Source organism: bacterium (assembly GCA_022763185.1).
Lineage (GTDB): Bacteria > Bdellovibrionota_G > JALEGL01 > JALEGL01 > JALEGL01 > JALEGL01.
The window spans coordinates 1-14,020 of record JALEGL010000007.1 but is presented as its reverse complement, the minus strand read 5'-3'; the positions used below and the strand labels follow the sequence as shown (position 1 = coordinate 14,020).

Here is a 14,020-nt window from a genome sequence, read left to right as displayed (position 1 = left end):
GAGAACATTACAGATGTCAAAACAAGTTATCTTCACAGAAAAAGCCCCAGCCGCCATTGGCCCGTACTCTCAAGCCATTGCTTTGGGGGATTGGGTGTTTAGCTCAGGACAAATCCCTCTTCATCCAGAAACCGGTGAAATCGTGGGTGAAACCATTGAAGAACAAGCGCATCAAGTGTTTAAGAACCTCAAAGCTGTGCTTGAACAATCTGGCTGCACGTTTGATCATATTGTTAAAGCCACTGTATTCATTACTGATATGGCTGAGTTTCCAAAACTCAATGGCGTTTATGAAGAGTACTTAGGCCAAGCCAAACCTGCCCGCTCTACAGTAGCGGTTAAAACCTTACCCAAAAATGTTTTGGTAGAAATTGAAGCCATTGCTCATAAGCAAGCTTAATTATAATTGTTAGTTATAAGGGCTTAAATTTTAATAATAATTTAGGCCTTTTTTTTGCTTTTCAAAAAATCCGTCCTATAATGACTCAAACAGAAAAAAAACTTGCAATTACTGACGCAAAATGTTAGAAACGCAAAGTAAGTTATTGAAATATAAGCCCTAATACAAAAACTGAGGAAGTTATGAAAAACGAAAACACAGAACAACGCATCATAAAAAAGTACCAAAATCGCAAGCTCTATGACACAACTGAGAGCTGCTATATCACTTTGGATGATATTGCCAGCATGGTCAAAAGAGATGAAGACGTTAAAGTTATTGATAATAAAACTAAAAATGATGTCACCTCGGTTATTTTTACCCAGATTTTGGTGGAACAAGAAAAAAATACTCAATCCAACCTACCTAAAAGCCTTTTAAGAGACCTTATCCGCAAGGGCAAAGGCTCAATTGCAGATTTTATGCACCGTTATGTTGTTTTAGGCACCAATTCAGAAGAAGAACAAAAATTAGAAGCCCAAAAATACATTGATCAATTGGTCAATAATGGTGAACTCAGCAAAACAGAAGGCAAGTCTTTACTGAAAAATGTAACCAATCATAACAGCATTGAAGACGAGTTCAATGAGCATCTGAGCCAGCATGTTTCAAAATCCGTAAAAGAGCTGACCCACATCAATCAAATTGAAGGCCATATCAGTACACTCAATGACAAAATCAAAGAATTAGAATCAAGGTTATCCAAGTACGAAAATGCTTAAGGTTTAATCTAATAATTCAACCCACAAAAAAACCCGCTTCATGCGGGTTTTTTTATACTTAAAAAGCACAGTTGATTGTTAAAAAAAAGTAGAGATACACCACGTTTTCTAAACCAAAAACATAAACAACACCCATAAATCTAGCCGGTCTTAATAATTGCACACAATCAAGGAGCCAACATGACCTTTGACAGATTTTTTCCAAATCTACTATCCACAGATATCATTCAATCTCAACAGTTTTTTTGTGAACTCCTGGAGTTTAATGTTGAGTTTAACAGTGATTGGTTTATTCACTTAAAAAGCGCCAATGGTTTTGAATTAGGCATTTTAACCAAAGATTCAAAAATAATACCTCAACAGCTGCATAGCCAATGCTCTGGAACAATGCTGACCTTTACCGTGGCTGATGTTGATTCTGTTTTTAAAAAAGCCCAAGAGTTAGGCTATAATGTTGTTGAAGAGCCTACACATATGTTTTATGGTCAAAGAAGGCTTTTACTTCAAGAAGAATTTAGCCAAGTTCTTGTGGATATTTCAACTGAATGCGAACCCAGCAAAGAGTTTTTAGACAGTCTATCAAGCTAAATAACCTTCATTATGATTAAGTAACTCATTTAAGGCACCAATCGGGTTATTCAGATAAATACAATGATTTAATGTACTGAGCCTAAGAGAAACACCAGACACTTTTCATTTTTTTAATGCCCTATTTTCAAATATATTTTTTAAAAAGTACTTTTGTGCCATTAATTTTTTTGTTCATATAAATTCTCTTATATTACTTTTGGCTAATTCATATACTTTCAGAACAATGCCATCTTTCACTATTGTAATCTTTAGAGCTTTCTTCCCTGATAAGTTTTAAGCCCATTTTTTCTAAAATCGTTATATTACCCGTATGCTTAGCAGGAAATCTAAAAATTATTTTCTCCAGCTTAAAACGTTCAAAAAATAATGTACATGCTTCTGGCCCTAGTTTGGTCACAATGCCTTTTCTACGTAAGTCTGGATCAAAAATATGCGCATGAAAATGTGCATCTTTTTCATTTAAACAATTGAGTAAAAGGATACCCTCTGCTTGATCATCTTTTACAATAGCTAGTACTGGGCAAGTGCTTTGATCCTTTTGCGCATCTTTACAACGTTCAAGGAAATTAGCCTTCATTGTTTCTTCAGGTAGTCGTTTATCTGGATCTACACCTAAGCTTTCAATGTAACCCTTGGGTGAACTATAAAAATAGTTCAAATAAGCGTCAACATCCTCTTTTTTGATATTCCTTAGTGAGTATTCATCTAAATTAAGTCTTTTATTTTTCATGCTTCACCTTGAATCTCTCTTCAAATAATAAGTTCTTGTAGGCTATTAGAAAAACAAAAAGCACTTTTGGTATTAATACTAGATTTTCCCTTCTCTACACTTTTAAAAATCCCACCTGCTTCTTCAACTATTATTTTAAGCGGCACCACATCCCATTGCTGTAAAACAGGGTCAATCATAATATCAACCTTTCCTCTGGCCAATAAACAATAACCATAACAATCACCCCACGTTCTTGTTAGTTTCACTTTATTTTTTAAAGAATTTAATAATTTTTTATGACCATAAGTTTTAAAATACTCTTCTCCAGAGATCAAAAGTACTGCATCTTCTAAATGTTTCATGTTTGAAGCTTTGACTCTTTGAAAATCTGGCATTGAATCATGTTTCCAGAACGTTCCTTCATCTTTCACCCCATAAATCACTTCATTTAAGGCATGATATGCGCTAACTCCAAAAATTGACTCTCCATTTTTATAAAGTCCAATCAGGGTCCCAAAAAATGGTACTCCATGAACAAAAGCTCTCGTTCCGTCTATGGGATCAATTGTCCAAGTGTAACCCTCTCCCTCAAAATTATGTTCTGGATACTCTTCACCAATGATTCCATCCATAGGAAAAAGGTCCCTTATCGTTTGTCTAAATAGTTTTTCAGTATTTCTATCTGCTTCTGTCACTTCAGATAAATTCGACTTTAAGTCGAATTCTTCAAGAGAATAATAAACATCCAAAATAGACTGTTTAATTGTCCCAAGCCAACTTAATGCAAATTTTATACGACTATCTAATTTACTTTCACTGAACAAAATTTTTATTTCCTTTATTTTCCTCTTTAAAAATTGAATTACAATAATTTCTATACCCACAGCTGGGACATTTATTATCTTTATATTTTGCATAGACTTTGTAGCTTTTGTTTTTTATAGAAAAAATTCTCTTAGCATTCCATTCAAATGCTTTGCTTACAGATGCATAGCTATATTGATAAGCTTTGATATAGTTGTTGGGCCGTTGATATATAATGAATAATTTATCGGATAAATTATGGGCATTTTGATATATGTTATAATACGCAGAAACTTGCATAATAGAACTTTTATAGGCTTTGTCTCTAAAAGAACCTTCCTTTGATTTGTACTCTAAAACAGAAACGTCTCCATTATCGTGATAAACCAATGCGTCGGCTTTACCATAAAGTTTATACTTACCGTTTATTTGTATAAAGTCACTCTTATCTTGATCTAACCATTCAATGTAATCAATTGAGGGATCTAGTTCTCTTAATTTTCTTAACATGTAAGGTGTTTGACGGCTGCGGTAGTTTTTACTTCTTGCATAGTTTGTATCCTGAGCTCTATTTCCTCTATACAAATCATAAACATTTTGTGACGCTTTACCTTGATATTTCAGGTAAAGAGCAAAATTACAAAAATGATACGATTGAAAATCACTGGCTGAAATATAATCTCCTTCTTCCGGTTTTTTTTTCTGCTCTTCCACTTTAATCTTCGCCCAATTATTTTCTTCTTTTAAATGCACAAGTAAATTTGTAGCTTGCCATTGAGTAAGTCTTTCAAAAGAATATTCAAACACATTGCACCAAAACTCTACTGAGCGTGGCGAAGACCAATAATTATTATTTTTATCTACAAGGTCTTGCAATTGATTGATTTGTTCTTGTGTGGCTTTTGGCCGGAAGCAATATAAAAGCAGCTTAAAGCCGATAAACGAAGCAATAATGAAAAAAATTAAGCTACTCACTGCACAACCTTCACTTAAAGAAATTCAAATATCCCATCTCAGCAAAGTCAGCTATGGGGAAACTAAGCCAAATATATCCTATGGGTAACTCCAAAACAAATGCAAACATAATGACCAAGGGCACTTGCACTCCCAGCCTAGACAGTGCCACAGCATGAAACAGTTTATTGAGGTTTTTACTGGCTGCTATTTGAGCCAACTTGTGTGCACTCAAGGCGATAAATAAAAATCCCAGCATACCAAAAACCAGTAATTTATAAGATGACTCTACACCCAAAGCACTTTGACTAAAAAACTGAATCAGTTCAATGCCATAGACAATGTTAAACAACAGTAAGGCTCCCATAATCAAACACATGCACCAAAAAATAGTTTTAGATATGTGCTGTATACCGTCTTGACTTTTTCTTCCTATTTCATGGCCAATCAATGCCGTACCCCCCATTATAAATGCCAAAATAGGCACATAATACACACCCATCATTCTGCCTACGGTCCCATATGCAGCAATATGAACGGTTCCGTACAAGGCCACTATTTTAAGAAGAAACAAGTTGGTTCCGTGACGTATAAAGTTTCTTATCCCAACAGGATAACCAATTTTAAGCATGTTGAGCATTTTTTGAGTACTGAAACTTTTATCATAGTCCTCTGCTCCTATACTGCGTGAATGTCTGGCTAAAATAACCCATCCAATCACAGATGATATTAAGAAAGATACTGCTGTTGCTAAGGCAGCACCACTTTCATTCAAGCCCAGGCCTATATTAAGACCATAAGATTTCTTGAATATAAAAATAGGGTCCAACAGCAAGTTAATGATATTAGCAATAAGGGGAGGATACATAGCCAAACTTCCTTTTCCTAAACAGTTTAGACATGACACTGTTGAAAATAGCAAAAACTGAAGCGGCAATGTAGCAATACGAATCAAACCATAGTTGTAAGCTGCCGCTTTCACATCGCTGATGACAAATAAATCCAAAATGGGCCCTAATAAAATTAAGACAAATCCTACAAATAAAACAATAAACAGTGTCTTCCATACCAGTAAATGAAAGATGTACGATTTTACTTTAGAGTATTTTTGAGCGCCGTAATTTCTTGATACAATCGATACCGCTCCTGCTTTAAACATGTCATCAAAAACAATCACCATCCAAGTAATCATGGTCACCGTAACAACTCCAGCAACAGCTTCCGTACTCACCTGAGCCATCCAAAAAATATTGATCAAATCACAGACAAACTTTGAGCCTAAGCCAATAACATTGGGCAAAGATATTTTTAAAATTTTCTTTAAATAACACATAAAAAACTTACTTACCTTGCCACCATGTTAAAGATTGATAGTATTCCACACACTTAAAGCCTACAGACGTATAGATGTTTTTAGCATAGTCATGTTCATCCGCAACAATGATCAATGACTTTAACTTATGCTCTTCAATAGCCATTTCACCGCAGGCTTTGATCATTGCTTTACATATATTTTGATTTCTAAAGTCAGGATGCGTTTCTACAGCTTGATAACGTCCTATTTTGTTATTGTGAAATATCCCTAAATCTGCAATCAGCTTATTCCCAATATAGGCACCGTACCAATGGCCCCTATTTTGTTGAGACATTGTTCTGTATTGCTTAAACTGTTCCGTTTTAAATGTTCTATCTGATTGCGTTGCATGCGCTCTAACGGAACACAAAATTTGCAGCTCTAGGGTATCGTTCCATTCTTGGTCAGACTTTAATGACTTTATCTCAATAACATCATTGAATTTTGTGTCATGATTAAACTGATCCAAACGCATGACTTGATTGGTTTCTAAATTAAAACCATGGCTCTCAAATTCTTCAGTATTAGGCTTCATTATATTTTGATCCAGCCAAGTAAACGCATAGTGATGTTTTTGAGAATAATAAAAAAATTCTTGATCAAAAATAGTGCACCAACGCTGATAGTCTCCTTTTTGAGGAGCTTGATTAAAAATCAGATAGTTCCCCCAATAAGACTCTGGGTTACTCATGGTTTTTATTACAGTATAGTTATCTTTTTCTTCAACAAGACCCGAAAAAGCATTAAGCATCAAATCTGTTTTTATCCCTAAATGTTCTATTTTTTTACTCACTGTTTTCACGATTGAACCAAACCGTATATCTTATTCAAATTTTATGCCTAGATACTCAATAAATATAAAAGCTTAAACTTATGTTTTTTTAACGACACAACATACTCATAAGAAGTTTTTTTGCATTGAATATAATAATTGTGTCCAAGAAATGAACATTAAATTATCTAATATTTGTACAGCTTCTAGCTATACATCAAATACCTCTAAACCAGCTTGTTTTACACCAAGTCATTTCAGTCCCAAGGCACATCTTTGCCAACAATATCAACAAAAACATTCGCATCATCTTGCAATTGTATTTTAATTGATCTCTTTTCTTCTCCAGTAGTTAAATATAATTTTTTAAAGCCAAGGCTTACAATCGTTTTTGCCACTTCAGTCCCTAACTGACCATCACTTAAATTCTGGTCGATATAAATAGGTGTTTGCTTCGAAATTTCATCAACCTTTTGATAAAACACTTTAGGATCTTTAAACGTCAAAATTGATTTATCCGTATCTTTTGCTCTCATGTTCCAAACACTGTGAATCAGTGGATCATCATCAATCAATACTGCATCATACCGTGCTTTTCTTTGATCTTCCTCTATATTAAAAGGTACAAGATCCGCTGATGTTTTGGGAATCAGCTTCACACCCATTTTTTCGCATCGCTCTTGTACTTTTTCTTCAGCATACCTACTGGTTACCAAGATAGATACACCTTCTAAACCATTGTCTTCAATTAAATCTAAACCGGTTTCTTCAAAACCTAACAACTCATAATCACATAAGCATAATAGGTTTTCCTGACCCTCTGTTAACTTTTTAAAATCCTCTGGACTACGGGCATGGTGCAAATTAATTGCATACTGATCTATATATTTCCTTAAACGTCTGTCCCATACTTGATGAATCGACTCATCATCATCTAAAATAACAATATTTTTAATACCTTTAAGATGAATTGTGGGCACAAACCAAATGGGTGCTTTGGCTTTTGGAAGATAAAGCTTAACTTCTGTTCCTTTACCTTCTTCAGATTCTATGAAAAATCTACCACCCCATCGCTCTACATTAGCTCTTGCATGATATAAGCCCAAACCTGACCCTGATTCTTTATCATTTTCTTTACCAAATGAAGCACCTCTTTGTGCTAGTTTAGGTAAGATATCTTTTGAAATACCTTTTCCATTATCTTTTATACTTAGCAAAACCTCATTATTATTTTTTTCATTGTCACTGACAGTAACAACAACTTCTCCAGACTGCTCAAACGCTTCCACACTATTATTAATCAAATTTGATATAATACGTTTCAATGAAGAATCATTTATTTTTGCAAACAAACCATAAGCTTTTTCACCATCTAAAGTTATACTGACTCCTGCTTTGCTTCTTAGTTGATAACGTTTTTCAGAAACTATTTCTTCTAATATTGGTAATAGAAGACTTGACTCTAAATTGTTTTCTTCTAAATTTTCTTCATCTTTTAATATGTCACTACTTTGACTAACAAGATTATTGGCAATATCCTGTATTCTTTGTATCGATGACCTTAATAAAACTCTAGAGTTCTCAGGCAAACTCGCAAGATCTTTCATAACAACATTAAGCGCTGTTAATGGAGATCTAATATCATGGGCGATCTGTTGGGCTGCTTTATATTTTTCAAAATCTAGCTTCTTTTTTTCTAAGGTACCTTGTGCACTTTTCAAATCTTCAAACAATTGAGAAAGTTTTTCATAAATTGATAAAAACTCACTTGAAGTAATATTTTTTTTATTGTTTAAATCTAAAAATGGTTCCTTCGGATTTACTTCATCCAAATCACCTAAAAGAATAAAAATATCTTTATGCTGATATTCAAACCATTTTTTAAGAGAAAAATATAAAAATGGAAATAGAATTAAAAACAATAATATAAAACTAGATAAAATATATGAAATGTTCCATACAGTTTGCTGTTTATAACAATATTTTAAGTCCGCAATATTAACTTGATTATAATATATTTTTACTTTCTCCAGGCTTCCAAAACAATGTTCCGAAACATACGAACGTTCATATTGAGGATAATTAAAAATATAAGGCAATTTATTTTCTTTATCTTCAATAAATAAAAACTCTACTTTTTCACTTAAAATAGACTGTTCTATAATTTCTTTTATTCTATAAAAATTTTTAGTTTTTACATGAATATCTAATGACTTGGCCACATCCTGAGCACTAGTTAACAAAACCTCTTTAGTTAACTCTTTTATCTTTTTGAAAGGAAAACGCAATAAAAGTAGACCCCAATAAAAGCAATGTTATTATAAAACTATTAAAAAGAAATATATTTTTTACTTTTTTAGAAGACGTTTTCATAATTTATTAGCTAAACTCAGATTTTTAACTTCAAAACTACTTATCGACTCAAAAGAGAATTTAATTTTTTTATATTTTTTTGAATAGATAAAAAAAACATCCGGATGAAACAATGGCTTAAATGTCATATTACTTTTAATATGATTTTCTAATTTTTTAACGGATTGTAATTTATTAAAATCATCTTTTTCAGACATATATTTAGAAAAAATAGAGTTAAATTTTTCATCTTCAATTAATCCTAAAGGGAAACTAGACCCTGGGGAAAAGTTGCCAAAATAATTCATAGCACTTTCTCCTTCAGCATATGCTATATAAGCATCAATACTATTATTGATCCAACTTTTTGCAACATTGCTTATAGGCAATATTTCCACGTTAAATATTATTTTTGTTGTACTATTTGACAAATCATTAAGGTAAGACTTGATACATTTTTCAGACCCAATAGCTTCTGAAATAATCACTTTTACACTTATAGAAGTTAACAAGTCTTGTTCTGAACTGCTAGCCTGCTGTTGATTTATTTTTGCACCGTAATCAGAAGAATCGTGACCCAAAAAACCCGGAGGTATAATTGTGTTTGTGGGTTTTTCACCATAAAAACAGCGTTTCACTAAATCATTTACGTTAATCCTTTGCAAAATTAATTGTCTAACTCTTTTATTTTTTATCCTTCTGCTGTTTACGGCAAAATAATATGTTCTTGGAAAATAAGTTTTTTGTATGTGAGCAAATTCACGAAGAATTTCTACATTTTTTTTAAAAATAGGGTAAAAAAATAAGTCATCAAAACTATTTCTTTTAAAGCCTTCTATTGCATCACGTTTACTCTTTTTTACTAAACGAATTTTTTTTACTGAACCACTTGTTTTCTGTCCAACGTAGTCTAAATTAATTTCAACATTGTTTTTCCATGAAGAGATTTTAAAGTCTCCTAAACCATTAATTGGCTTTTCTTGCTTAGCATCCCAAATTGAAAAAGTGACATCTGACAGTTTATGTATCAATTTATAATCAGCTATTTTAAGTCTAATTATTAATTGGTTTTTTAATTTTGGCAGAATTATTCCTTCAATTTTATGCGTTTTATTTGCAATAAATTCATCATAGCCTTTAATCTTATTAAAGTATTCATAATTTATAGCTCTTTTAGTTATTGCATACTCAAGAGATTTTTTTATATCCTCATTTTCTAACAATCTTCCATTATGAAAAAATACTTTTTTCAAATAAAATGTATATATCAATCCATCTTGACTGACTTTAAAGTCTTTAACCAAGTTGGGTATCGGTTTTTTATTTTCATCTAACTTAAACAATGTCGCATGGACCTTACTTACTAAAGAGTAAGAGAATATATCAACTGCTAAAGGAGGAATCACTGTTTTTGGCATACTTGGAAGCGGCCTTACATAAGTATGTGCAAGCGCAGTACTTAAAAAAACTTTTATAGTCAGAAAAAAAATATATCTATATAACTTCAATTTCACGTCTTTTCTTAGTTTGAAATTTCAAAATATAAATGCTATGTCAAGTTTAAATGATCTCCAATAACTATAGTTTTGACGAGTTTGAATGGCTTTTAGGGCAAAAGTTGTCTGAAAAAGTACCTGAACTTAGCCAAAAAATGCATTCTTCAATATTAGAAAAAACCAACCAAGATCTTAATAAAAACTTCAAAAGTTTTTCCCCTTGGATGTGCTATCACAGAGATATTGACAGACTACAAAAACACTTTAAAAGGCCTTATACTGGCAAAGTTTTAGATGAACATAAAACTATTGAATCTTTAAGGAAAGTTCTTGAGAGTCATGAAGGTTACACAGACCTTACATCAGAAGAAAGTTTTCGTATAACATTTAGCACCACACAAGAAATGGAAAAACAAAACTTTACTCCTCGTATAAACAAAGCCATTGAAAGTTTATTTGCTCTTCATCCATGGTTAAAGGTAATTTTTGACCATTTGATAAAAGAAATAATGTCTATAAAAAGTGTTGGGAATATAAATTTTGAAAGAATTGGCCTAAGTACACATCAAGCAAAAGGTCTAATTTTATTTTCCCTTATAGACAAAACTGACCCAATAGCACACGAAAGACTTGTAATTGATATTGCTCATGAATGCGCACATCAAATCGTTCAAGTATTTATTAGTGGTGATAAAATTTTAGATAATCAATCAAAATTCGTTTATTCAGGTGCAAGATGGGAAGAGAGAGAAGCTATCCGAAGCTTTCATGGAATAATGGCTCACGTATATGAATCTGCTACAGCTTTAAGATTTTTAGAAAAAGACTTTTTTTCTATGTCCAACTGTCTAAGAGAATATTTACTCGAAGAACTAAAAACTTTAATTCTTAGGATTAACGTATCAACTGATCAAATTAAAAAAAACTGTACATTTACAGCATTAGGAAGCGCTATCTTTAATGAAATTGACTTATATATCAGTAAAATTAGTAAGTTCCCGTTAATGAAACACTAACCTTACTTCCCACATGCACTTTATTCACTTCTCTCCCTCAAAAATCTGGACCTTTCACTTGACATTTATTGTAATTTAACCGTACAGTACAGCACATATAGGAAAGGCTAAGAAATGAAATCTACAAAAGAAATTTATACTAACTTATTAAAAAATATCTCAGCATATGACAAACTAGATGATATAAAAAGATTAAGCCCAATTACTAAAATAATTAAAACAGAAGAACAAAAGAAAAAAGAAGCTTTTTTGAAACACCTAGCTTCATAAATATATTATTTTTTGCTTTTAATTTTTTTTAAAAAACCTTTCTAAATGATTTTAAAATAGTAATGTTTTTTTTTAATAGTAGAGTGGTTATACCTTTAACTCTTATACTATTTTTTGCATCCTCTTGTTTTTCGTTTATTTTTCCCTATCTAATATTATTATTAAAAGATTACGGCCTATCTCCATTACAATCTACTTTTATACAATCAATTTCGTTGTTGTTTTCAGCTTTTACATTACCTTTTTTCGGGAAACAACTTGATTCAAAACGTTATTATTTAGCATTTGTTTTTGTATTCATTTTGGTTTCTTGTGGCATTTTCCCAATTATTTTAAAAACGTCTCTCCATATAATTGTTCTTTCTATAATATTTTTCATCTCAGGTTTAAGTACTGTTAATATTATGGTCAGCAGAGTCACTGAAGGTTTAGCAAAAAGAAACACTATTTCTAAAATGTCATCACTAACTTATATGACTACAAACTTGGCCCTTGGGACCTCTAGCATTATTGGATATTTCTATTTAGAAAAGTATCAAAACATACTACTATTAACAGATATTATTACTTCACTGCTATTTATCACCTTTCTTTATTTACTTTATAAACTTTTATCTACCCAACCGCGTGACACAAAAAGAAATTATTCTGTAAATATTATAAATTTTACTCATTTTTTCAAACAATATCCGCATATTGTTTTTTTTATAGTTTTTCTTTTCATTACGATATACTCTCACATATCAGCAATTCCATTATTATATTTAAAAAAATCTTTACCAGCAAAACAATTTTTAGCCATATTATTTTTTGTAAACACTGTACTTATTGCTACCGTTTCTTACTTAAACACTAAGAGCTATTTTCAATGGTCAGTAAACAAACGTGTCTTTGTTGTGTGTATAACTTCTTCCTTAGGTTATTTAATAGCTCCTTACCTTTTAACAAAATTTGGCATTATTATAAGCACTGCTATTTGGTCATTTGGAGAAGCTTTAGGGTTCCCCTTAATTGCTGAATTAGTAATAAACAAGTACACTCCTGAACAAGCTGGTCTATCTGTTGCTACAAGAGACTTCATTATTAAAACTGCTCTTATTTCTGTTCCTATAGTATCACTAGTTGTTAATTATTTTAATATTTGGGTCTTTTCATTGGTTTTTGGTGGATTTCCGCTGATCAGTATGTTTATTTTCTTTTACTATGGAAAAAATTTTAATGACTAGTAAAAAACAACATAAAATAACCGTCCCAGGAGGAAAAATCTATGCTTCAGAATACAGTAATGGCTCTTTAATTCCATTAATTTTTATTCATGGTGGCCCAGGCTTTCCACCATCTAATTTAGAGCAAACTCTATCACCTCTTTTCAAAAATAGACCTGTGATTTTCTATGATCAACTTGACGTTGGACGCTCTGACAAACCTGGCTTAATTAAAAATTGGTACATTGAACGATTTGTGAAAGAATTAAATCAATTGATTGAATACTTTGACTTTAAACAAGTGGCTTTATGTGGCCACTCTTGGGGTAGTATGATTCTAGCAGATTATTTAATTTCTAACCATTTACCCAATGTTATTGCTGGCATTTTCTCAAGCCCATGCTTGAGTGTTCAACACTGGCATTCAGATGCAAAAAGATTAATTGAAAAACTTCCAAAATCAATACAAAATATAATCAAAAAACATGAAAAAGAAAACACCACTGAACATCCAGATTATCAAAATGCCATTATGGAGTATTATAAACAATTTGCATGCAGATTAGACCCATGGCCCAAATCAATAATTGAGTCAATGCAAGATGCGAACTTAGAGCAATATGAATACATGTGGGGACCCAGTGAGTTTTGCCCAACAGGTGTTTTAAAAGATTATGAACGCGTTGACCAATTGAAAAAAATCAATATCCCTTCACTATTTTTATGCGGCAGATACGATGAAGCAACACCAGAAAGTGTAAAAATCTATGCCAATCAAGTTACACAGTCAAAAATGCATGTTTTTGAAAAATCTGCGCATTTAGCCATGTATGAAGAAACCGAAAACTATGTAAAAACTATTGAAAACTTTTTAAATAAACTTTAATCTTTATCTTTAAAAAACATAATTCTAACATAAAATGACTTTGAGTTTCATGTATAGCGGTTTTAATTATATTTACACCATGATCTATTTGCTTTTTCGACACAGATAAGGGTGGCGTTATAAAGAGCATATTCCACCTTACAAATACAAACAAACCATGACTTAATAGCTTTTGTTTTAAAACTTTCATTTCATTGCTTAACTCTTCATTCCAAGGAGAAAGAGGTTTTTTAGTATCCGTGTTACTTACCAGCTCTATAACTTGCAAAAGCCCTTTACCTCGTATTTCCCCTAACCACGGGTTCCCATCTAAACATTCATGAAGTTTTTTTTCTAAATATACCCCATTCTCTGCAGCTTTTTCAACAAGGTTCTCTTCTTCATAAACGGATATGCTAGCCAATGCCGCTGCACAACCTAAGGGATAACCACTGTAAGTTAGTCCAC

At 32.1% G+C, this 14,020-nt stretch carries 15 protein-coding genes; 7 read left to right on the top strand and 8 right to left on the bottom strand.

All coding sequences use genetic code 11. The annotated features are described in order from the left end of the window. Nucleotides 1-13 precede the first annotated feature (13 nt). The 3 genes from MRY82_04825 to MRY82_04815 all read left to right on the top strand — a co-directional run bounded on the left by MRY82_04825 (nucleotide 14) and on the right by MRY82_04815 (nucleotide 1,749). Nucleotides 14-400 (top strand): RidA family protein, encoded by a 387-nt coding sequence (locus MRY82_04825; GenBank protein MCI5072251.1) that lies wholly within the window; start codon nucleotides 14-16, stop codon nucleotides 398-400. A gap of 182 nt (nucleotides 401-582) precedes the next feature. Beyond that, nucleotides 583-1,161 carry a hypothetical protein gene (locus MRY82_04820; protein ID MCI5072250.1) on the top strand — a complete coding sequence of 193 codons (579 nt, stop codon included), beginning with the start codon at nucleotides 583-585 and terminating at the stop codon, nucleotides 1,159-1,161. 180 nt (nucleotides 1,162-1,341) lie between these two features. Then, a complete protein-coding gene (locus tag MRY82_04815; protein MCI5072249.1) occupies nucleotides 1,342-1,749 on the top strand; it encodes a hypothetical protein in 408 nt (135 codons plus the stop codon). Between the two features lie 208 nt (nucleotides 1,750-1,957). Here the strand turns inward: MRY82_04815 and MRY82_04810 are convergent, their stop codons facing one another. From MRY82_04810 to MRY82_04780, 7 genes are all read right to left on the bottom strand, one after another. Further along, nucleotides 1,958-2,482 (bottom strand): GNAT family N-acetyltransferase, encoded by a 525-nt coding sequence (locus MRY82_04810; protein ID MCI5072248.1) that lies wholly within the window; start codon nucleotides 2,480-2,482, stop codon nucleotides 1,958-1,960. A gap of 20 nt (nucleotides 2,483-2,502) precedes the next feature. Continuing rightward, a complete protein-coding gene (locus MRY82_04805) occupies nucleotides 2,503-3,381 on the bottom strand; it encodes a hypothetical protein (GenBank protein ID MCI5072247.1) in 879 nt (292 codons plus the stop codon). Next, entirely contained in the window at nucleotides 3,278-4,144 is an 867-nt protein-coding gene (locus MRY82_04800) for a PD-(D/E)XK nuclease family protein (GenBank protein ID MCI5072246.1), read from the bottom strand. Before MRY82_04800 ends, MRY82_04805 begins: the two co-directional genes overlap by 104 nt. A 109-nt stretch (nucleotides 4,145-4,253) precedes the next feature. Next, a complete protein-coding gene (locus MRY82_04795; GenBank protein ID MCI5072245.1) occupies nucleotides 4,254-5,555 on the bottom strand; it encodes an MATE family efflux transporter in 1,302 nt (433 codons plus the stop codon). 7 nt (nucleotides 5,556-5,562) lie between these two features. Next, nucleotides 5,563-6,369, bottom strand: a complete 807-nt coding sequence (locus tag MRY82_04790) for a GNAT family N-acetyltransferase (protein MCI5072244.1) — start codon at nucleotides 6,367-6,369, stop codon at nucleotides 5,563-5,565. A gap of 236 nt (nucleotides 6,370-6,605) precedes the next feature. After that, nucleotides 6,606-8,636, bottom strand: coding sequence for a HAMP domain-containing histidine kinase (locus MRY82_04785; protein ID MCI5072243.1), 2,031 nt, complete (start codon nucleotides 8,634-8,636; stop codon nucleotides 6,606-6,608). 81 nt (nucleotides 8,637-8,717) lie between these two features. After that, nucleotides 8,718-10,214, bottom strand: a complete 1,497-nt coding sequence (locus MRY82_04780; protein MCI5072242.1) for an ABC transporter substrate-binding protein — start codon at nucleotides 10,212-10,214, stop codon at nucleotides 8,718-8,720. Nucleotides 10,215-10,264: 50 nt separating this feature from the next. Between MRY82_04780 and MRY82_04775 the strand changes: the two genes are divergently transcribed. The 4 genes from MRY82_04775 (at nucleotide 10,265) to MRY82_04760 (ending at nucleotide 13,573) form a co-directional block, all read left to right on the top strand. Further along, complete coding sequence (locus MRY82_04775) at nucleotides 10,265-11,212, top strand: hypothetical protein (GenBank protein ID MCI5072241.1); 948 nt, start codon at nucleotides 10,265-10,267, stop codon at nucleotides 11,210-11,212. Nucleotides 11,213-11,326: 114 nt separating this feature from the next. Beyond that, nucleotides 11,327-11,482 carry a hypothetical protein gene (locus tag MRY82_04770; protein MCI5072240.1) on the top strand — a complete coding sequence of 52 codons (156 nt, stop codon included), beginning with the start codon at nucleotides 11,327-11,329 and terminating at the stop codon, nucleotides 11,480-11,482. A 62-nt stretch (nucleotides 11,483-11,544) separates the two neighbouring features. Beyond that, on the top strand, nucleotides 11,545-12,708 hold the full coding sequence (locus tag MRY82_04765; protein MCI5072239.1) for an MFS transporter: 1,164 nt from the start codon (nucleotides 11,545-11,547) through the stop codon (nucleotides 12,706-12,708). Further along, nucleotides 12,701-13,573: a proline iminopeptidase-family hydrolase gene (locus MRY82_04760; protein ID MCI5072238.1), complete on the top strand. Its 873-nt coding sequence runs from the start codon at nucleotides 12,701-12,703 to the stop codon at nucleotides 13,571-13,573. Before MRY82_04765 ends, MRY82_04760 begins: the two co-directional genes overlap by 8 nt. On the opposite strand, the gene MRY82_04755 is transcribed toward MRY82_04760, so the two are convergent. Then, nucleotides 13,545-14,020: aminotransferase class III-fold pyridoxal phosphate-dependent enzyme (locus MRY82_04755; GenBank protein ID MCI5072237.1), on the bottom strand; the 476-nt coding region annotated here is incomplete at its 5' end. The genes MRY82_04760 and MRY82_04755 overlap by 29 nt on opposite strands.